General features: G+C 63.8%; 19 protein-coding genes. 14 read left to right on the forward strand and 5 right to left on the reverse strand.

What is annotated here, in order from left to right; all coding sequences use genetic code 11:
• Positions 1-92: 92 nt before the first annotated feature.
• Positions 93-950 carry an AraC family transcriptional regulator gene (locus tag ACSFBF_RS34090; protein ID WP_435474730.1) on the forward strand — a complete coding sequence of 286 codons (858 nt, stop codon included), beginning with the start codon at positions 93-95 and terminating at the stop codon, positions 948-950.
• Positions 951-990: 40 nt separating this feature from the next.
• The gene (locus ACSFBF_RS34095; RefSeq protein WP_435474732.1) at positions 991-2,040 is read left to right on the forward strand and encodes a threonine aldolase family protein; all 1,050 of its coding nucleotides are present in this window, start codon (positions 991-993) and stop codon (positions 2,038-2,040) included.
• Here ACSFBF_RS34095 and ACSFBF_RS34100 read toward each other — a convergent pair.
• Positions 1,964-3,235 (reverse strand): NADH:flavin oxidoreductase/NADH oxidase family protein, encoded by a 1,272-nt coding sequence (locus ACSFBF_RS34100; RefSeq protein WP_435474734.1) that lies wholly within the window; start codon positions 3,233-3,235, stop codon positions 1,964-1,966. The two genes, ACSFBF_RS34095 and ACSFBF_RS34100, sit on opposite strands and share 77 nt — an antisense overlap.
• A 79-nt stretch (positions 3,236-3,314) precedes the next feature.
• Here ACSFBF_RS34100 and ACSFBF_RS34105 point away from each other — a divergent pair, with 79 nt between their 5' ends.
• Positions 3,315-3,767: a MerR family transcriptional regulator gene (locus ACSFBF_RS34105; RefSeq protein WP_435474736.1), complete on the forward strand. Its 453-nt coding sequence runs from the start codon at positions 3,315-3,317 to the stop codon at positions 3,765-3,767.
• A gap of 30 nt (positions 3,768-3,797) precedes the next feature.
• Here ACSFBF_RS34105 and ACSFBF_RS34110 read toward each other — a convergent pair whose 3' ends face one another.
• Positions 3,798-4,385, reverse strand: a complete 588-nt coding sequence (locus tag ACSFBF_RS34110; protein WP_435474738.1) for a DUF308 domain-containing protein — start codon at positions 4,383-4,385, stop codon at positions 3,798-3,800.
• A gap of 170 nt (positions 4,386-4,555) precedes the next feature.
• On the opposite strand from ACSFBF_RS34110, the gene ACSFBF_RS34115 reads away from it, so the two are divergent.
• Positions 4,556-6,031 (forward strand): HD domain-containing phosphohydrolase, encoded by a 1,476-nt coding sequence (locus tag ACSFBF_RS34115; protein ID WP_435474779.1) that lies wholly within the window; start codon positions 4,556-4,558, stop codon positions 6,029-6,031.
• On the opposite strand, the gene ACSFBF_RS34120 is transcribed toward ACSFBF_RS34115, so the two are convergent.
• Positions 6,024-7,454, reverse strand: a complete 1,431-nt coding sequence (locus ACSFBF_RS34120; RefSeq protein ID WP_435474739.1) for an MFS transporter — start codon at positions 7,452-7,454, stop codon at positions 6,024-6,026. The two genes, ACSFBF_RS34115 and ACSFBF_RS34120, sit on opposite strands and share 8 nt — an antisense overlap.
• Positions 7,455-7,595: 141 nt before the next feature.
• Between ACSFBF_RS34120 and ACSFBF_RS34125 the strand changes: the two genes are divergently transcribed.
• The gene (locus tag ACSFBF_RS34125; protein WP_435474741.1) at positions 7,596-8,522 is read left to right on the forward strand and encodes a LysR family transcriptional regulator; all 927 of its coding nucleotides are present in this window, start codon (positions 7,596-7,598) and stop codon (positions 8,520-8,522) included.
• 43 nt (positions 8,523-8,565) lie between these two features.
• Here ACSFBF_RS34125 and ACSFBF_RS34130 read toward each other — a convergent pair whose 3' ends face one another.
• Positions 8,566-8,919 (reverse strand): nuclear transport factor 2 family protein, encoded by a 354-nt coding sequence (locus ACSFBF_RS34130; protein ID WP_435474743.1) that lies wholly within the window; start codon positions 8,917-8,919, stop codon positions 8,566-8,568.
• Between the two features lie 751 nt (positions 8,920-9,670).
• Between ACSFBF_RS34130 and ACSFBF_RS34135 the strand changes: the two genes are divergently transcribed.
• Positions 9,671-11,701, forward strand: coding sequence for an alpha/beta hydrolase domain-containing protein (locus ACSFBF_RS34135; protein ID WP_435474745.1), 2,031 nt, complete (start codon positions 9,671-9,673; stop codon positions 11,699-11,701).
• Between the two features lie 79 nt (positions 11,702-11,780).
• On the opposite strand, the gene ACSFBF_RS34140 is transcribed toward ACSFBF_RS34135, so the two are convergent.
• Positions 11,781-12,926 (reverse strand): NAD(P)/FAD-dependent oxidoreductase, encoded by a 1,146-nt coding sequence (locus tag ACSFBF_RS34140; protein ID WP_435474747.1) that lies wholly within the window; start codon positions 12,924-12,926, stop codon positions 11,781-11,783.
• Positions 12,927-13,045: 119 nt separating this feature from the next.
• Here ACSFBF_RS34140 and ACSFBF_RS34145 point away from each other — a divergent pair, with 119 nt between their 5' ends.
• The 8 genes from ACSFBF_RS34145 to ACSFBF_RS34180 all read left to right on the forward strand — a co-directional run bounded on the left by ACSFBF_RS34145 (position 13,046) and on the right by ACSFBF_RS34180 (position 20,231).
• The gene (locus ACSFBF_RS34145) at positions 13,046-13,528 is read left to right on the forward strand and encodes a helix-turn-helix domain-containing protein (RefSeq protein ID WP_435474749.1); all 483 of its coding nucleotides are present in this window, start codon (positions 13,046-13,048) and stop codon (positions 13,526-13,528) included.
• Positions 13,529-13,539: 11 nt separating this feature from the next.
• Positions 13,540-13,929, forward strand: coding sequence for a VOC family protein (locus tag ACSFBF_RS34150; protein ID WP_435474751.1), 390 nt, complete (start codon positions 13,540-13,542; stop codon positions 13,927-13,929).
• A gap of 143 nt (positions 13,930-14,072) precedes the next feature.
• A complete protein-coding gene (locus ACSFBF_RS34155; RefSeq protein ID WP_435474753.1) occupies positions 14,073-14,870 on the forward strand; it encodes a (R)-mandelonitrile lyase in 798 nt (265 codons plus the stop codon).
• A gap of 14 nt (positions 14,871-14,884) precedes the next feature.
• Positions 14,885-15,736 carry an aldo/keto reductase gene (locus ACSFBF_RS34160; RefSeq protein ID WP_435474781.1) on the forward strand — a complete coding sequence of 284 codons (852 nt, stop codon included), beginning with the start codon at positions 14,885-14,887 and terminating at the stop codon, positions 15,734-15,736.
• Positions 15,729-16,820, forward strand: a complete 1,092-nt coding sequence (locus ACSFBF_RS34165; protein WP_435474755.1) for an alpha/beta hydrolase — start codon at positions 15,729-15,731, stop codon at positions 16,818-16,820. Before ACSFBF_RS34160 ends, ACSFBF_RS34165 begins: the two co-directional genes overlap by 8 nt.
• 189 nt (positions 16,821-17,009) lie before the next feature.
• Positions 17,010-19,211 carry a catalase/peroxidase HPI gene (gene katG / locus ACSFBF_RS34170; protein ID WP_435474757.1) on the forward strand — a complete coding sequence of 734 codons (2,202 nt, stop codon included), beginning with the start codon at positions 17,010-17,012 and terminating at the stop codon, positions 19,209-19,211.
• Positions 19,212-19,342: 131 nt separating this feature from the next.
• Positions 19,343-19,771, forward strand: a complete 429-nt coding sequence (locus tag ACSFBF_RS34175; RefSeq protein WP_435474759.1) for a hypothetical protein — start codon at positions 19,343-19,345, stop codon at positions 19,769-19,771.
• 67 nt (positions 19,772-19,838) lie between these two features.
• A complete protein-coding gene (locus ACSFBF_RS34180; RefSeq protein ID WP_435474761.1) occupies positions 19,839-20,231 on the forward strand; it encodes a carboxymuconolactone decarboxylase family protein in 393 nt (130 codons plus the stop codon).
• The last annotated feature ends 8 nt before the right edge of the window (positions 20,232-20,239 follow it).

Genomic DNA, 20,239 nt, shown 5'->3' on the forward strand with positions numbered 1-20,239 from the left:
CCCTTTCCGTTGCTCCGCCAAACCGCATGGATGCCCGGTTGCGGTTTCCGACTTTGACTCTATTAGCCCAGATTGACTGACTGGAGCCGTTCATGCGTGAAGAAGTCCAATACGACCGCGCTGCCGACATACCCGGCCTCGTCCTGAGCACGGCCCGGTTCGCCGAGTTCCGGTTCGAGCCTCACTACCACCTGGACTGCCACATAGCGCTCGTCACCGATGGCGTGCAGCGCCAGACTTACCAGAGTGAGTCGCTGCTGCTTTCACGCGGTGCAATCCAGTTGATGCCCGCGGGTGAGGTTCATGACGGAACGGCGGGTGCGGACGAGTCGTACACGCTGCACACTTTCCGCATCTCGCCTGCATTGCTTGCAGGCCTGGGTGAAGAAGTCACCGGCAGGCACTACCTTCCCTCCCAACCTGCAATGGTGTTGCGGGACGCTCACCTCGCAAACGAGCTGCTGAGGGCGCATGCAAGCCTTCGGCACGCACCGGCCGATCCGCTGCTGAACGAAGCCCGCGTGATGGACTTGTTCGAGTCCATCTTTTCCCGCTTGCTGCGCCCCGCGCCCCAGATCGTCGCCGGGACCCTGTCGCCGCAGCAGTTCGGACTTGCCCGGGACTTCATGGAGGCGAATATTGCCGACAAGATCGTCCTGGAAGACTTGGCCGTCCTGCTCGGCCTGGAGCGGTTTCGATTCCTGAAGCTCTTCAAGCGCACAGTCGGCATGACGCCCCATGCCTGGTTGCTGCGATTGCGGCTCGAGCGCGCGGTGGAGCTGATCAGAGTGAACCGCGACATGGCCATCACCGATGTTGCGCATGCCGTCGGGTTCTTCGACCAGAGCCATTTCACTCGGGCGTTCAGCCGGGCTTACGGCGTGACTCCGGCACGCTTTCAGCGGCCTGGCGTCAATTTTTTACAAGGCGACTTCGTCACTGGCCAGTAGTCTTCCGTGCCTTGGCATCCATCCAACTGCACGGCACCGAATGACCACCTTCAGTTTTCTCGATGACTACAGCGAGGGCGCGCATCCTGACATCCTGCGCGCGCTCACCGACTCCAACCTGGTGCAGCAGGCACCCTACGGAGACGACGCCTACTCTGCACAGGCCAAAGCGCAAATCAGGTCGCGCCTGGGCGAGGGGTTCGACGGCGCGATCCACTTCGTCGCCAGTGGGACCATGGCAAACATCGTTTCGATATCGAGCTGCCTTCGCCCCCATGAAGCCGTGATTGCCGTGGGCTCCGGGCACATCGTCGTGCGCGAGGCCGGTGCCATCGAGGCGACCGGGCACAAGCTCATCGTGGTTCCGGCGGTCGATGGAAAGATCACCCCGCAGGCGATAGAGGAAGCGCTTGCCTCCAACGCGCACTTTCCGCACATGGCCAAGCCGCGGCTCATCTATCTTTCCAACGCGACGGAAACGGGCACCATCTACACCCTCGCGGAACTGCAGAAAATCTCCGCCCTTGCCAGGCAAAGGGGCCTTCTGCTCTTTCTCGATGGCGCGCGCCTGGGGGCCGCACTGGCTTCGCACAAGAACGACGCGAGCCTGGCCGACATTGCCGCGCTGGCCGACATTTTCTGGATTGGCGGGACCAAGGTCGGTGCGCTGCTGGGAGAGGCCATCGTGGTCTGCAACCACGCGCTGAAGGAAGACTTCGCGATTCATCTCAAGCAGCGCGGCGGCATGCTGGCGAAGGGGCGGTTGCTGGGCATCCAGTTTCAGGAGTTGTTCGGCGCCGCCAATCTGTTCACGTCGATGGCGCAGCACGCCAATGCCATGGCGGCAAAGCTCGCAGCCGGCATCACCTCGGCGGGCCACGCACTGGCTGCGGACACCGAGACAAACCAGGTGTTCCCCATCCTGCCGGACCCGGTGATCTCTGCGTTGCAGAAGGACTTCGCGTTCTATGTGTGGGGAAGGGCGAGCGACGGCCACTCCGTGATCCGCCTGGTCACCTCATGGGCAACGGACGAAAGCCAGGTCGACTTGTTCTTGTCTCGCCTCGCCATTGCCGGTAGCGGCGCGTGAGCCGTTGCGTTCTTGCAAGCATCAAGACCGTGCTGACGAGCGGCGAATAGGTCCGCTGATTCGATCGCCCTTCACCAAGCGCCCAGAGCCGGCGCTTGACCATTGCCATCGATGCGAGCGCGGCCATGGTCTTGTCTTTCCAGCGCACGGGAGTGGCGTCGCCCGTTGGGTGCTTGCCTGCCAGCCACTGTGCAGGCAGGTCAGGCACGAGCGCGAGCGCGGTAGCCATGCCTGCGACGGCCACGCCGCCCTCGATGACCTTCTCTGCGACTGCCATGCTCCGGATGCCGCCCGTCGTCATCAGCGGCATCTTCGCCACGGCCGCGAGCTTCGATGCGAACTCGAGAAAATACGCCTCGCGGGCCAGCGTGCGGCCGTCGGCGGTTGCGCCTTGCATTGCAGGGCTCTCGTAGCTGCCGCCCGACAACTCGACCAGATCGACCGGCAAATCGTTCAGCCAGAGGATGACTTGCCGCGCGTCGTCTTCCGAGAACCCGCCGCGTTGAAAGTCGGCTGAATTGAGCTTCACGGCGACACAGAACCCCGGCGAGACACGCGCCCGAACCGCCTTCACCACCTCAAGCAGCAACCGCGCACGGTTGACGAGGTTTCCGCCCCAGCGGTCGTCGCGCCGGTTGGTCAACGGCGAGAGAAACTGCGAGATCAGGTAGCCGTGCGCCGCGTGGATTTCAACGCCGGTGAAGCCTGCGCGTTCGGCCGCTGTCGCGGTGTCGGCAAAGCGGGCAATGGTCTCGACGATCTCGACCTCGCTCATTGCCTTCGGACTGGCGAACAGCTTGCTGTGCTTGCCGAGATCGAGTGCAACCGCGGACGGCGCCCACGCCTCTTCGCCCATGTTGGCGCGCACCTGCCGGCCCGGATGGTTGATCTGCATCCACGCTTGCGCCCCGCGGCTGCGCGCGACCCTCGACCACTCGATGAACGGTTCGATGGCCGTTTCCGCGTCGAGCACGATGCCGCCTGGCCCCGTCAGCGCCCGCCCGTCGATCATCACGTTGCCGGTGATGATCAGGCCGGTGCCGCCACTTGCCCATGCCCTGTAAAGCTCGAAGATCGCGGGCCCGGGCAACTGCCCGACGGCCGCCATGTTCTCTTCCATGGCCGCCTTGGCGATGCGATTGGGAACGACGCTGCCGTTGGGCAGGGTCAAGCTGGAGAAGAGGGGACTGTTCACGTTGCGCTGGCCTTCCGTACTCACGAAGAGAAGAATGCGGGGGATGCTAAGTTTGAAGTCAACTTGAAGGTCAAGCGCCATGAAGATCGGTGAACTTGCCGCGGCAACGGGCGTGGCCGCATCCGCCATCCGGTTCTACGAAAAGAGTGGCCTGCTGCCGGCGGCCCAGCGTGGCAGCAACGGCTACCGGAGCTACTCGAGCGATGCGATCGAACGGCTCCGGCTGATCCAGATCGCGCAATCGCTCGGCTTCTCGCTCGACGCGCTTGGGGGCGTCTTCGCAAGCCCCGAAGGATTCAGGAAGGACGAGCTGATGCGCAACCTCGACGTTCGGCTCGCCGAGATCGACAGGCTCATGTCCACGCTGAGGTCGCAGCGCCGCGAGCTTCGTGATCTTCGGGAAACGCTGCGCAGCAGCTGGGCCGCGGGCGATTGTGTCGATGCGATGGCGCTGGCGAAGGAGATGTCGGCGAAGCCTGTGCGCGTGGTGAGTGGGCAGCCGATGCGGGCTGCTCAGGCAAGGCGCATATAGATCGAGATCGGCATTGGTGGAACGTCGGCATCAACCCTTCTCGGGAGCCAACCCGCCAGCCTTGGCTCTGGACTGCCGAAACAGGATGACAAGCCCAGAAATAAGGAAATACACGGCCCCGACCGCCACATAACCGCCAAAGGTCTGCACAACGGGCGCCGCACTGCCTTGCTGCGCCACAAAAAATCCACCAGCCAGCGCAGACTGCGCCCCGCTCAGCATCATCACCCACTGCCCTCGATCGCTCTTGCGACGACGAATGGCCGTCGCCAGCTGAAGCAGGCCCGCAACGATGGCCCATACCCCAAAGATCACCAAAATGATCTGCAGCTTGAGCACGAGCGAAGCCACCACGGCAACCGTGACCAGCCCGCTCATCCAGGCATTCAGGACCTGCGTGGGATTGACCTTTGCGCCCCCCGTCATCCGGGCGTCCAGCAGGTTTGCCAGCGCATCCCATGCGGGATAGACGATCAGCAGGCCGCTTGCGAGTGCGGGCGACCCCTTGGCCACGGTGAACGCCAGCGCGACCCACGCGAAGGAAAAGGCGGCGCGAATGAGGTAGAGCTTGCGCAGCCACGCGGCTCGCTGAAGAGGGGATTGGTTGGTGTTGGGCATGGCATTGGCGGTGAAGACCGCGAGATCAGGTGGGAAGGTCGTAGCCCCTTGAGCGGGGCCGGTGCAGGGGATTCTGTTTCGGCGGCACCAGGCGCGGTATCGGTCGAATGACCGACAGACCCCGAAAAAAGAGCGACTGTGCGATGCTGGGCTTTTGCCGCAGCCATTTCATGTCCGACGACACGACCATTGCCGTTTTCGACGCAGTCCGCGCGCTTGCTTTCATCGGCGACCTGAGCATGGGCCAGCCGACCGACCATTCGCTGCGCACCGCGTGGCTCGCCGGAATGATCGCGACGCAGACCCGCTGCGACCCATCGCAGGTCGAGGCCGCCCGGCACGTCGCGCTGCTGCGCTGGTCGGGTTGCACTGCCAATGCCCAGGAGTTTGCGGACTTTCTGGAAGACGACGTGCAGGGGCGAAGCGCCCTTCTTGCATCGCAAAAGCCGCGAATGGCGCAGCCGCCGCCCCGCAGCGTGCCCATTCCCAACGCCATGCTCGCCATGGCCAACATTCATTGCGAGATCGCCGGCGACATCGCGAACACGCTGGGCCTGGGTCTCGATACCGAAGCGGCGCTGCGCGCCATCTTCGAGACCTACGACGGCGGCGGCGTGCCCGGCCTACTGCAAGGCAACGACGTGCCGCTTGCGACGTACGTCGTGGCCCTGGCGAGCGACCTCGAGATTTTCAGCCGCCTGTACGGGCTCGACGAAGCGCTCGCGCTGGCCCGCGGACGCGCGAACAGCGTCTACCCCGGCTTTCTTGTCGACGCCATCGCACCGTGGGTCTCGACGTGGATGAAAGCGCTGGATTCCGCTGCCCCGCCGTGGGCCGACGCTGCCGACCAGCCCGCTTCGATGCTTCGACGCGTCGGGCTGGAGCTCGTGGGCGACGTGATCGATCTCAAGCTTCCCTGGATGACGGGTTACTCGCGTCGCGTGGCCCAACTGGCGCGCGATTGCAGCACGCGTGCCGGCATGGACGAGGCCTTGTGCCACCGCACGTACAAGGCTGGATTGATCCACGGCATCGGGCGGGCGTCGGTGCCCAACGTCATCTGGAACGCGCCCGAACCGCTGCCAGCCTCGTCTCTGGAACGCTTGCGGCTCGTGCCGTACTGGACCTCCCGCGCCGCCGGACAAATCGACGGACTCGCGCTCGAAGCAGAAATCGCATCCTTCGCCTTCGAACGGCGCGATGGCTCCGGCTATTTCCGCGGCCGATCGGGTGCGGCGATGCCGCAGGAGGGGCAAATCGTTGCCGCAGCCGAGCAGTGGGTTTCTCTTCGAACCCGCCGTCCGTGGCGAGCGGCGTTCACGGAAGCAGAGGCGCTCGATCGCATGAAGGAAGAGGCCGAGGCGGGCCGCTTCGACCAGGAAGTCGTCGCTGCGTTGCTCGCCAGTGCTCTGTCGCATACGCCCGCGAAGCCTGTGGCGCTAGCGCGCGGCGAGCAGTCTCTGTCAGAGCGCGAACTGGAAGTTTTGCGCTGCATCAGCCGGGGCGACAACACCAAGCAGGTTGCTCGTGCGCTGGGCATCAGTCCGCGCACGGTGCGAACGCATGTCGAACGTCTGTTCCTCAAGCTCGAGTGTTCGACGCGAGCGGCCGCGACGTTGAAGGCGGCGACCAGAGGGCTTATCTGACGAGACCTCGGGCATGGGTGACGCCAGTCCTTGCGGGACTCCTGAGCAAGCTCGCCACGCTCCCGGCCAATGCAGCCAGGGCGGCCACCGCCAGACCCCAGTGCACGGCGCTGTGGGACGGCAGCAGCCCGAACATCAAACTCATCAACAGGCTGCCGAGCGTCAACCCTGTGAGTCGGGCGGTGCCTTGCGCGCCACCGGCCGCGCCGCTGCGTTCCTTGGGTGCCGAAAGCAGCATGTTCTGGTTGTTGGGCGTCTGGAAGAAGCCGAAGCCCAGGCCGGCGAGGCTCGTGAACAGCGCGATCGGCAAGGCCGGGTTGCCGTGGAGCGGCCACAAGGCACACAGGGCCAGACCACTCGCGAAACACGCGCTTCCGGCCGCGCAGAGCCATGCGCTCGGCACGCGCTGGGCCAGGCGTGCCGACAGCGGCGCGGCCAGCATCACCGCCAGGGGCCAGGGGGTCATCAAGAGGCCGGCGGTCACCGCGCTCTGGCCCAGCTCGTGCTGGATATAGAACGGCAGCGCGACAAGGCTGGCCATCTGGCCGGTGAAGCAGCACACAGAGGCAATGACCGAGACCCGAAAGGAATGCACGCGCAGCAGGTCGAGCGGGATCAACGGCGCCGCCTTCGGTATCTCGCGCCGTACCAGCAGGACCATGCAAACGGCCGACAACACGAGCAACGCGCCGCCGTGCAACGGATGCACCACGAGCCGGTCACTCCCGAGCACGAAGGAGGCGAACATGACCGCGTTGAGCGCGATGCTCCACACGTCGATGCGGCGCACCGAGCGCGGCGGGCTCGGCAACACCGCACAGGCGGCGAGCACGACGAGGCCGATCGGCAAATTCACCGCAAAGAGCCACGGCCAGCTTGCCGCGGAGAGTATGAAAGCGCCAAGGGTGGGCCCCGACGCGGAAGCGGCCGCGACGGCGAGCGCATTCCAGGCGATCGAGCGCGCCAGCAATCGACGCGGATAGGTGAAGCGCAACAACGCCAGCCCAAGGGGCATCACCGCCGCACTGCCCAGGCCCTGAAGGCACCTCGCGGCCACGAGCCATGGCAGCGATGGGGCCAACGCGCACAACACCGACGCCGCGGTGAACAGCGCGACGCCGCCAGCGAACACGCGCCGATACCCGAACCGCTCCCCGACAGCGGAAGCCGGCAACAGGAACATGACCACGGCCAGCTGGTAGGCGGTGATGATCCAGACGGCATCGGCGGGTGTAGCCTGCAGTTGCTGGGCAATGCCGGGCAGCGCGATGTTGGCGATGGCGCCATCGAGCACCACCAGCACGCCCGCGCCCAGGATCGCGGCGACGGCTGCGAAGCGCCGCGGCAGAGGCAGGCCATCGGCGTCATGCACCGCGTTCACGTCGGTGGAAGAAGAGTTCGGTCGAAGCGTGGAGGACAACATGATTAGGCAACTGGGAGAGGCACGCTCTATTGCGCCAAGCCAGCTTAGGACCGCACACACGGCTTGCCCAGCGCGTGGCGCGCAGCTTGTTCCTGCATGCGGCGCCTGTCGAAACCATCGCAGCCGTGCTAGGTTTCGGGCATGCCAACAGATGCCGACCTGAACCTGCTGTTTGCGTTGAACGCACTTCTTTCCGAGGGCAGCGTTGCGAAAGCCGCCGAGCGCCTGGGTCTGAGCGAATCGGCCATGAGTCGGGCGCTCGCGCGATTGCGGGAATCGACCGGGGACGAGCTGCTCGTGCGCGCGGGTCGCGCCATGGTGCTCACGCCGCATGCACTGGCACTGCGCGACCGCGTCAGGGAGCTGGTGCAGGAGTCACGCGCGGTGCTTCAGCCCGCCGGCGCGAGCATGGACCCTCGCACGCTCCAGCAACTGTTCACCATACGGGCCAACGACGGCTTCATCGAGGGCTTCGCGCATCGGCTCGTGGCTCGCACAGCACACGAAGCGCCCGGCGTTCGCCTGCGCTTCGCGCCCAAGCCCGACAAGGACGTTCGGCCCCTGCGCGAGGGATTGATCGATCTGGATGTCGGCGTTCTCGGCGAGTCGGGCCCGGAGGTGCGCGTTCAGGCGCTCTACCGCGACCGCTTCGTCGCTGCGGTGCGTGAGGGTCATCCCCTGCTCGCCGAACCCGAGATCACTGCCGAACGCTACGCCGCCTGCGACCACGTGGTCACTTCACGCCACGGCCGGACTGTGGGACCGGTGGACGACGCGCTCGCAGCGATGGGCCTGGTGCGCAATACCGCAGTCGTCGTGCCCAGCTTCAGCACCGCCTTGTCGATAGCGGCCGCGACCGACCTGGTGGCGCTGATACCGTCTTCGTACTTCGAACACATGAGGGCGCGGGGCACGCTGCGTTCGTTCCCGCTGCCGATGCCCACGGAGCAGATCACCGTGTCGCAGATGTGGCATCCGCGTCTTGATCGGGACCCCGCGCATCGGTGGCTGCGCGGGGTGGTGCTGGAGGTTTGCCGGCCGCTGAATGAGCAAACAGGAGCGGCGTGAGTTCGTGCTCTCGGCCACGACCGGACATTCCATGAACGGTGGGTCAGGGTGTGGTGGAAGTCGCCATGGTGGCTTGAGTCATGACGGTGGCCCATGCACCATCGACGCGCTTCCAAACTTCCACTACCCATAGCCCGCCGCTGAAAAAGCGAGTGACTACAAGGTCGCCTTGCTGTTCGTGTTGCTCACGTTCGCGTGGAACATAGGGCCGCTGCTTCTGCGTTTGAAGGTTGCCGATCCGTTCGGCCCGAGACATGAACTGGCCGTTCTGCTGGACAGTCGTGAAGTTGCTCGCGGTGTACTTACCCCACTGCGCCGAATCGACGGCATAGAAGGCTTCGTCTCGTGCACGCATAGCGGCTTGAAGGTCAGGAGGGAGCATGCTTGTGTCGGTCATGAGGCACTTTAGCGCCCATGGCCGAGGTCCGCTGCGGGCCCGAAGCGGAAGTAGCGCCATTCCGAAACCGGGCGTTCAGGTGTGAGGGGAATCGTCCAAGTAGCCGTTCATCCAGGTTGGAACTTGTGTGTCACTCATGATGGAATTCTTTGCAATTTGCACCACTGAGTTTGGAATTTTCGGCCTGCGTCAAGGCAGAGCCGGAAGGCAATCGCTGCCGTAGTGCTTGAGAACATTGCAGCAAGAGAATGGAAGCATGCAGTCACTGCGAGAGCCATGGCACTCAACATCGGAAGGCCTCTGCCGTCGCAGCCTGACTCTCGCGAAGCTAGGAGTTCTCCCCCTCAGCCTGCTCTCTGACGCTGAAGTTGATCGGTGAGGCCCTCCCGCGACGTGCTCGCGCAAGGTCGCCAGTCCCACTTGTAGCCCCTGGCTTTGGCGCAACCACGAGCCCTCGGCTCCAAGAGCGATTGATTCGACAGCGAAATGGGCACGAAAAATCCGAAATCCAATAGCCCAGCACTACGTGCTCACGAGGGAGTAAAGACCGGCCGCGGGTGGCAGGATTTCCGTATTTACCCCGAATCTGATCGATGAACGAACGGTGGCGGATGGTCATCGAATCCGCCGTTGGCTTGAGGTCTGGGCACTTTGGAGGAAAGGGATGATGCTCCGGCACCTCGTTGGTGCAAGAGCATTCAGCGATGTATTTTTCCAGCGCCCTTGAAGGCTTGCTGGGATCGAAAACAACATGGAGACAACCTTGAGAAGATCGTGCCTGCTGGCGGCGGTGTGTGTGTTCGCCTTGACCGCATGTTCTGGCATCGCCCCAACCGGCATGCCTCTCTCATCGAGATCGAGTCCTGCTGCTGTGGTGGAGCGCTTGGATATCGAAGCCCGCAGACCTGCTTTCGGTGGCCAGAGATTCGGTGAGGCCGGAAGCTATGAATATCTCGCCGGTACCGCCACTGTGCGAGTCGACTCCCGTCACCCCGCAAACAGGGCCGTGGTGGACCTGGAGCGTGCGGCCGACACCAATGGAGTCGTGCGCTTTCGCACGAACGTTGTGATATTGCGCCCGACAGAGGCTGCACGTGCATCGCGCGCATTGATTGTCGAGATCGCCAATCGTGGCAACAAGCTTGCCCTGGGCCGACTGGCTGACGGTGGCAATCAGCTGGACAAGGCCACGGACGCCGGCAATGGCTGGGCAATGCGACAAGGACACACACTTGCCTGGATCGGCTGGCAAGGCGACGTTCCCCTGAGCAACGGAGGACAAACCGTAGGTACCGACCTGCCGATTGCAAAAGCCGATGGAAAAGCGATCACTGGTCGAAGCTTGGAAGAGTTTGTCTTTGACGACGATGCAACCAAGAGCGTTGGCGTGCTCACATACCCGGCCAACTCTTTGGACGTCGATCAGGCTCGCTTGACCGTGCACGCTCGTCCCGGCATGCCTGCAACGGTACTTTCGCCAAGCACTTGGCGCTTCCTTGATGCGAATCGCATAGAGATCACGCGCGCGGCCGGATTCGACGCTGGTTCCATCTATGAATTCGAGTACACGGCGCGTGATCCGAAGGTCATGGGCCTGGGATTTATCGCGGTGCGTGATGTCGCTGCCTTTCTCAAATCGGGCCGGCCCGATTCCGCCGGACAAACCAATCCCATGGCCGATCTACGGCCTGCTGTCAGCATCCTGATGGGAATATCACAGTCGGGTCGCTTCTTGCGCGACTTCTTGTGGCTGGGATTCAATGCAGCACCCGATGGCGGTCGCGTATTCGACGGCGCAATGCCGCTGATTGCGGGGTCCCGCAAGAGCTTCGTCAATGCGCGCTTCGCGCAGCCTGGGCGCTTTTCACGCCAGCATGAGGATCATCTATACCCTGGAGATCAGTTCCCGTTCAGCTATGCGGTGAGTACAGATGCAGTCAGCGGTGCGACAGATGGAATCTTCAGGCGCTGCGAGCGCGACCGCACCTGCCCCAAGCTGATGCACCTCGACAGCAACTTGGAATTTTGGCAAGCGCGTGCGTCGCTCATCACGACGAATGGCGACGGCAGTTCGTTGACTCTGCCAGGTGACGTGCGGGCTTATCTGATGGCCAGTACTCAACATGGTCCGGCAAGTCAGGCCGTGGCGGGTATCTGCCAGCAGCCCAACAATCCTGCTGTTCAGGGCCCTTTCGTGCGCGCTGCAATGGCGCGCCTCATCGAGTGGGCGAGGGATGGCAAGACTCCACCACCGAGCCGCTATCCCACTGCCGAGCAGGGTTTGATGCCGTTCGATCGTGCTGTCATGGGCTTTCCTGATTTATCTGCGTTGGGAGTACGCTTTCCCGAGGTGCTGAACAAACTCTCCGTCGTTGGGGCCGGTGATCCACCATGGCGGGCCGATACCGCACGCCCATACCGCATCCTGATGCCGCGCACTGATGCAGACGGGCATGACGTCGATGGCGTCCGCCTGCCTGACGTAGAAGTGCCGTTGGCAACGTACAGCGGCTGGAATCTTCGAAAGGCGGGGTTCGCAGAGGGAGACCTGTGCGGATTGAATGGGATTTCCATTCCTTTCGCCAGGGATGCCACCGAGCGCTCGGCGCTTCGTGATCCTCGGTTGTCGATTGCAGAGCGCTACCCCACACGAATGGACTACGTGCAACGAGTGAAGACGGCGGCGGAGCGCTTGCGGGATAGCGGCTATATGCTCGATGAGGACGTTCTGCGTGCGGTTGAACGTGCCCGCGTGGAGCCACGAATTTCTTTTCTCCCATAGGCGCATTTGGGTGTTCGTGGCAACGTCTGCTTGTGGCCGGTTGCGGCTATTGGCGCATCGTTTCGCACAAATCAGGGCATCAGGGCGAAAGCTCTGCTCTGACCTCACCGAGCAGCGCCATGCCACCTAGTCGACCCAATTCGTCCGAACACTTCGCGCTCTTGCCGTAGCAGCCGAATGCAACGGTGATGCGCTCCGAAAGCGGCCCGATGCAGGGGAGGCCCGTTTTGCCAAAGGTGGTCATGCAAGGCACGACGCGGCGTTCTTCAAAATCCAGACTGGGAATGCGATCAAGGATCTGCTTTTCAAGCCCATCAGCGACGGGAATCGAGCCGCCCGATCGGAACCAGTCCTTGATGTCCGCCTCGCTTTCGAGCGGAAGATCTACGGGATCGCTGCCGAGCTTCAACCAGGTTTGGCCGTCCGGATAGCGGATGGGCGGCAGGATGTAGGGATCCTTGCCCTTGGGCCCGAAACAGCGCATCGACGGCATTCCGGCCAAGCGTTCAACCTCCGCCGCACCAAGCCGAAACATTGCCACGGTGCGCCCATAGACTGCAAAACCCAATGATTGACCGAGCAGTGATTGGGTATGCCCGCCTGCCGCAACGAGAACGCGCTCGGCCTCGACATGGCCCGAGCTCGTCCGGATCGTCACACCTGAGCCGCTTTCCGAGATTCCAAGAGCGGGTTCGGCGATGACCCGAGCCCCGGCGCGTTCCGCCGCGATTGTCTGCGCGCGGACCAAGCGGCGCGGGCTGATGTATCCGGCATTCCGCGGCTCGAAATAGCCGCGCATTCCGGCCGCAAATCCCAGAAACGGAAATCGCTCTGCGAGCCCTGCATCGTCATACGCTTCGACAAGAATGCCGGCTTCAGCCGCGATTTCGTCAATGCAAGCAACCTCCTTGCTCTCGCCAGGACCAACGTGAAGCACGCCGACCTCCCGGTAGAACTCCACGCCGCTTTCGGCTGAAATCTCACCGTAGCGCGAGATCGCGGCACGATTCACTTGCCTCCAGAATGGGCTCGAATCGAAACTGCGCGTGATCCGGCCCTCGTCGTAGTGGCTCCCGAAGACCCCGCTATGGTGCGCAAGATCGGCCGGCTCATCGGGCCCGATCAGCGCAACGTCATGGCCCATCTTGCATAGATGGCGCGCTGCTGCCGCCCCGATCAGGCCACGTCCTATCACCGCAAGTTTCATCGCTTTATTCACGCTCACGACAAGACCCCTTTCTTCGATTGCATTTCGCTGCCAATCATCGGCATTCGTGGACTCTTGAAATCGGGCCGGCACATTGTGAAGGCCCGGGCCTTGATCGAACACAAGCCGCAACGACAATGCAGAGCATCACGCGCCGCCGCTTGCCCATGATCTCGCCCAACCTTCTGAAACGAATGTGCGATGCCCGCCACCGCCTCCAGTTCGAACTGGAGCCGCCGGCAAGTGTGGCGTATCTGGCGCAAGAGGCTGGCTTGTCGACTTCGCATTTCATCACCCAGTTCAGCGCTCTCTTCGGCGAGACGCCTTTGCAATGCCGAACGCGCGCACGCCTGGACCGCGCGCGCGAAATGCTCCTTGCCACTGATGAGCCCGCCACGCAGATCGGCCTGGCGCTGGGCTTCGACAACCCGGGGAGTTTTTCGCGCCTGTTCAGCAGGCGATTCGGTGTGCCGCCACGGGCATACCGTCGGACGGCCAAGCCCTTCGCCGCGCCTGCAGGGTGCATCGCGCTGATGAACCAGGCCCATGCGGGCGACCTCAATTTCGGCGAAGTCGTGCGGGGCCATGTCGGGCAGGATGGTGGTCCTACACCTCACTGAGCCCATTCATCATGCGCATCAACCTCACGAGCATCTTCGTCGACGACCAGGACAGGGCCCTGGCCTTCTACACGCGAGTCCTCGGTTTCGTGAAGAGCCAGGAGATCCCGCTCGGGGCGTACAAGTGGCTCTCGGTACGGTCGCCCGAAGGCGGCGACACGGAGCTTTCTCTGGAGCCCAATGCCAACCCCGCGGCCCTCGCGTACCAGCAGGCGTTGATGAGCCAGGGGATCCCATCGACGGCCTTCGAGAGCGACAACCTCGAGGCAGACGTGAAGCGCCTGAAGGAGCATGGCGCGCGCTTCACCATGGACCCGGTGGACAGCGGCGCGGTCAGGCTTGCGATCTTTGCGGACACGTGCGGCAACCTGATCCAGATCTACCAGCATCGCAAAAAATGAAGCTGGCTTGAAGCCGGGCGCGGCAGTGCCGATTGTCCGTTCTGGCTTGTCAATCCAACAAGCGTTTGCTGGCTATTCCGATGCGGATGCGGCTCCTAGACTGCCTGGATATTGCCTCCAGGCAGCCAATCAAGGAGAACCCGATGAAGCATTTCGCCGCCGCCGCGCTGGCCCTTTCGATACTGCCGTCCGTGGCCGCCGCCGAGCCCGATCTGCAGATTTCCCGCGCAGGCACTCGCACTGTGAACAGCGCGCCAGCGCAGAACTTCACCGGCAGCGTCCGCGTCGAGATGCTTCACTCGCCGGCCGGCCCTGACCGCGCGTCCGCCGGTTCGGTGAGTTTTGCCGCCGGTGCGCGCACTGCGTGGCATACGCATCCACTGGGGCAGACCTTGATCGTCACCGCCGGCGTTGGCCGCGTGCAGCGCCTCGGCGGCCCGATCGAAGAGATCAAGGCAGGCGACGTCGTGCGCATTCCACCGGGCGTGAAGCATTGGCATGGGGCCGCTCCCACCAGCGCGATGACGCACATCGCCATCACGGAAGCGCTCGATGGCAAGGCGGTGGATTGGTTGGAGCAGGTCAGCGATGCGCAGTACGGCGCGCCACAGGCCGCTGCGGCCGCCGGGCCGTCGCAGGCCCAGCGCCTGCTTGGCGACGTCGCTCCAAAGCTGGCACAGCTCACCGACGACGTGCTCTTCGGCGACGTGTGGGCGCGGCCGGGTCTTTCGCCGCGCGACCGGAGCCTGGTCACCGTGAGCGCGCTCATCGCAATGAACCGGCCTGACCAGCTGCGCTCGCACATGTCCCGCGCGCTCGACAACGGTCTTTCGAAAGACGAGCTGGCCGAGGCACTGACGCACCTCGCCTTCTATGCCGGTTGGCCCAACGCGGTGACGGCAACCGGCGTTGCTCGCGAAGTGTTCGCGACGCGGCCTTGATGAAGGGACTCGATGTGCAGTACGTGACTTTGAACAATGGCGTGCGGATGCCGATCCTCGGTTTCGGCGTCTTCCAGATTGCCGACCCAGCGGAGTGCGAGCAAAGCGTGGTCGATGCCATCGAAGCCGGCTACCGCCTGATCGACACTGCAGCCTCTTACAAGAACGAAGAGGCTGTCGGCAAAGGCCTGCGCCGCAGCGGCGTGGCGCGAGACGACTTGTTCGTCACGACGAAGCTCTGGGTCGAAGACGCTGGCTACGAGCGCACCCTGCTGGCCATCGACAAGTCGCTGCGCCGCCTCCAGCTCGACTACCTCGACCTGTACCTGATCCATCAACCCTTCAGCGACGTTCACGGCTCTTGGAGAGCGATGGAGGAAGCCCACAAGGCAGGAAAGCTCCGCGCGATCGGCCTGAGCAACTTCCGCCCCGACCGGCTGATGGACATCAAGGTTTTCAACGAAGTGGCGCCCGCGGTGAACCAGGTGGAAGTGAACCCCTTCCATCAGCAGACCGACAGCGCGGCGTTCATGCGCGACAACGGAGTGCAAGCCGAGGCATGGGCGCCGTTCGCCGAGGGGCGCAACAACCTGTTCGGCAACGAGGCTCTGCTGGACATCGGCGGAAAGTACGGCAAGTCGGTCGGGCAGGTCGTGCTGCGTTGGCTCGTCCAGCGCGGGATCGTGGCGCTCGCCAAGTCGGTGCGCAAGGAGCGGATGGCGGAGAACCTGAACATCTTCGATTTCCAGCTGGACGAATCGGACATGCTTCGCATCGCAGAGCTTGAAACCGGCACGAGCAGCTTCTTCTCGCATCGCGATCCGGCAATCGTCAAGTGGATGAGCGAACGGCGGCTCGATGTCTGAGGTGCATTGCAGGCAGAACAATTCGCCGCCAGTGGCTGGCGTATTCATTGCAACGGTACTGGCGCTCGCGACCTGTCTGACGACAGCCCACGCGGCCGACGACAGAAGCGCACAGCCGGCTGCGCTGATGATCAAGGAGCAGGGCAGCTTCGCCGTCGGCGGCACGGTGATCCGCTCCGCTGGACCAGAGGGCCAGACCTTGCACGGCGATCATGCGCGGGTCTTCTACCAAGTGCCGGTGGATGCCCGCAAGCTTCCCCTCGTGATGTGGCACGGCTTCGGGCAGTTCGGCAAGACGTGGGAAACCACCGCCGATGGCCGGGAGGGCTACCAGACCATCTTCCTGCGGCGCCGCTTCCCGGTCTACCTGGTCGATCAGCCCCGGCGCGGCGGTGCGGCGCGAAGCACGGTGGGCACGACCATCAGCGCGGCACCGGACGACCAGCGCTGGTTCAACATGTTCCGCTTGGGCCGCTGGCCCGATTTCTTCGCGGGCGCGCAGTTCTCGCGAGATCCAGAGGCGTTGAACCAGTATTTCAGGCAGATGGTTCCGGACACCGGGCCATTCGACGCGAAGGTCGCGACCGATGCGATTTCGGCGCTCTTCGACCGCATCGGTCCCGGAGTGCTCGTCACCCATTCGCAAAGCGGTGGGCTGGGCTGGATAGCCGCGATGAAGAACCCCAATGTGCGCGCGGTCGTGTCCTATGAACCGGGCAGCGGCTTCGTCTTTCCCGAAGGCGAGGTGCCTGCGCCGATGCAGAGCATGACGGGCCCGCTCGAAGGAGTCCCCGTGCCGAAGGCCGAGTTTGCGAAGCTGACGCGGATTCCGATCGTCGTCTACTACGGCGACAACATTCCCGAGGAGCCCTCGAAGAACTTCGGCGAGGACAACTGGCGTGTGCGGCTGGCAATGGCCCGGCTGTGGACGGACGCGATCAATCGCCATGGTGGCGACGCAACGCTGGTGCATCTGCCGGCGCTCGGCATCCGCGGCAACACGCACTTCCCGTTCTCCGATCTCAACAACGTGCAGGTTGCGGATCTGATGTCCGGATTTCTCGCGCGCAAAGGCTTGGACTGAGCGCAATCAATACGGCGGTCGACGGGACCACGGGCGCTCGCTGAAACGAACCGGTGCAATTTCCGGCAAGGGCAGAAACCATAGTTCGCCGCTATGGATTCAATTCACTCAATTGGGTTGATCGACGTGAAATCCAAACCTAGACTGGTCTCGGACCCCACGTGTGATCACCAACCAAAGGAGAACCCCTTGTCCGATGAAACCAAGTGCCCCTTCCCGGGCCATGCGCGCACACACAGCTTTGCCGGCACTCCTGCGAATGCAGACTGGTGGCCCAACCAGCTGAACCTGAAGCTCCTGCACCAACACTCCGCCGAGTCCAACCCCATGGGCGAAGCGTTCGACTACGCCGAGGAGTTCAAGACCCTCGACCTCGACGCCGTGATCAAGGACCTCCATGCCCTGATGACCGATTCGCAGGACTGGTGGCCCGCTGACTACGGCCACTACGGACCTCTGTTCATCCGCATGGCCTGGCATTCCGCGGGCACGTACCGCATTGCAGACGGTCGTGGCGGTGGTGGCCACGGCGCGCAGCGCTTCGCGCCCCTGAACAGCTGGCCGGACAACGGCAACCTCGACAAGGCGCGCCGGCTGCTGTGGCCGATCAAGCAGAAGTACGGCCGCAAGCTTTCGTGGGCCGACCTGATGATCCTGACCGGCAACGTGGCGCTGGAATCCATGGGCTTCAAGACCTTCGGCTTCGCCGGCGGCCGCCCCGACATCTGGGAGCCGGAAGACGACATCTTCTGGGGCCCCGAAGGCAAGTGGCTGGCCGATGAGCGCTACAGCGGCGACCGTGTGCTGGCCGGCCCGCTCGGCGCCGTGCAGATGGGCCTGATCTACGTGAACCCTGAAGGCCCGAACGGCAACCCCGATGCGCTCGGCTCGGCCCGCGACATCCGCGAGACCTTCGCCCGCATGGCCATGAACGACGAAGAAACCGTGGCGCTCACCGCCGGCGGCCACACCTTCGGCAAGGCCCACGGCGCGGGCGACCCGGGCCTTGTCGGCGCCGAACCCGAGGGCGCCGACATCGAGGAACTGGGCCTGGGATGGAAGAACGGCTTCGAAAGCGGCCTGGGTGTGCATGCCACCACCAGCGGTATCGAAGGCGCCTGGACCCCCACGCCCACGAAATGGGACAACAGCTACTTCGAGACGCTGTTCGGCTACGAATGGGAACTCACCAAGAGCCCTGCGGGCGCCAACCAGTGGAAGCCCAAGGGCAGCACGGGCGCGGGCACCGTGCCGGACGCGCACGATTCGGGCAGACGTCATGCCCCGATGATGACCACGGCCGATATGGCCATGCGCATGGACCCGGCATACGAAAAAATCTCGCGCCGCTACATGGCGAATCCGGCGGAGTTTGCCGATGCATTCGCCCGCGCCTGGTTCAAGCTGACGCACCGCGACATGGGTCCGCGCGCACGCTACCTCGGCGCGCTGGTGCCGAAGGAAGAGCTGATCTGGCAAGACCCGATTCCCGCCGTGAACCATCCGCTGGTCGATGACAAGGACGTCGCGGCCCTGAAGGCCAAGGTGCTCGCCTCGGGCCTGGGCATTGCGCAGCTCGTGGGCGCCGCCTGGGCTTCGGCCTCGACCTTCCGCGGCAGCGACAAGCGCGGCGGCGCCAACGGCGCGCGCATCCGCCTCGCCCCGCAGAAGGACTGGGAAGTCAACCAGCCGGCCCAGCTGTCGAAGGTGCTCTCGACGCTCGAAGGTATCCAGAAGGAATTCAACGGCGCGCAGTCCGGCGGCAAGAAGATCTCGCTCGCCGACCTGATCGTGCTGGCCGGCAACGCAGCGGTCGAGGCCGCTGCGAAGAAGGCCGGGCAGGACGTGACGGTGCCCTTCTCGCCGGGGCGCGAGGACGCCTCGCAGGAGCAGACCGACGTCGAATCCTTCGCGCCCCTGGAACAGCAGGCCGACGGGTTCCGCAACTACCTGAAAAAGGGCATCGATGGAGCGGCGGCCGCCGGGCTGCTGCTCGACAGGGCACAACTGCTCACCCTGAGTGCGCCTGAGCTGACGGTCCTGATCGGAGGCTTGCGCGTCCTGAACGCGAACGTCGGGCAGTCGCCGAACGGTGTGTTCACCAAGCGCCCGGAGACTCTGAGCAACGATTTCTTCGTGAACCTGCTCGACATGAACACCGGATGGAAGAAGTCAACGACGGCTGAAGGCGTGCTGGAAGGCCGCGACCGCAAGACGGGCGAACTCAAGTGGACCGGCACCGTGGTCGACCTCGTGTTCGGCTCCAACTCGCAGCTGCGCGCGCTCGCGGAAGTCTATGGCGCTGGTGACTCGCAGAAGCTCTTCGTCAAGGACTTCGTGGCCGCCTGGACCAAGGTGATGAACCTCGATCGCTTCGACCTCAAGAAGTGATCGGGCGGTGATTGGAGGCGACCGGTTCCGGTCGCCGCCGAGTGAGTGACAGCAGTGCAGCCCCGGCCTGGTTTCGGATGATTCCGAGCCAGGCCGGGGCGCATCCAAAAAAATGACAGCAGGAGACAACCATGCTAGTCGTGAAGAAGGCGCCTGCGGCGTCGATGGAGTTCTTCCAGCCTGAGCAGTGGATGCATCTGCTCGAGCAGCTCGACATCATCCTGGCGACAGTGCAAAGCGATGATTCGAATCCCATACTTCGCCGTTTCGGCGTGCGCCGGCGCTCTGCCATATTTCGTCGCCTGATGCAGGAGCGATGGCGTCTCGTCAAGGAGATAGAAGCATTCGGCCAAGCCGGACTTCTCGCCTTCGCGAAGAACCAGATGCCGGACGCATCGCCGTCGCGCCGCCATCTCGACGTCGAATTCAAGCTTCTGGGCGAAGCGTTCGATCAGTGCTCCAAAGACCTGTCGCCCGATACGCAGGCCGCGCTGAGAAAGTGGCTGCTCGCGCGCTCGCACATGCATCAGGAGCACGCGAGGTTTCTGGAGACCTACTGAGGGGCGCGGCGTGGAGGCTGGTACCGTTGTCGGTAACGGCCAGCGGCCTTCAACAACAGGAGCTTCCATGAAACCCCAGCCCATCGAATACGCCAACGCCTCCGTCGAAGTCAGGGCCGTCTTCGACGACATCAAGACCTCGCGCAACGTGCCCGACGTCAACAACTTCTGGAAGTACCTGGCCAACGACCCCGTCGCGCTCAGGCGCACCTGGAGCAGCCTGAAGGAGGTGATGGCACCAGGCGCGCTCGACCCGGTCGTGAAGGAGATGGTCTACCTTGCCGTGAGCGTCACCAACAACTGCGGCTACTGCATCGCGAGCCACCATGCTGGCGCAGAGAAGGCCGGCATGACGCCCGCGATGTTCGCCGAGCTGATGAGCGTGGTCGGCATGGCCAACGAGACCAACCGGCTGGTGAATGGCTACCGCGTGCCCATCGATCCGGCGTTCGACAAATAGACAGCGGC

The sequence above is a fragment of the Variovorax nivicola genome, from assembly GCF_051216475.1.
Lineage (GTDB): Bacteria > Pseudomonadota > Gammaproteobacteria > Burkholderiales > Burkholderiaceae_C > Variovorax.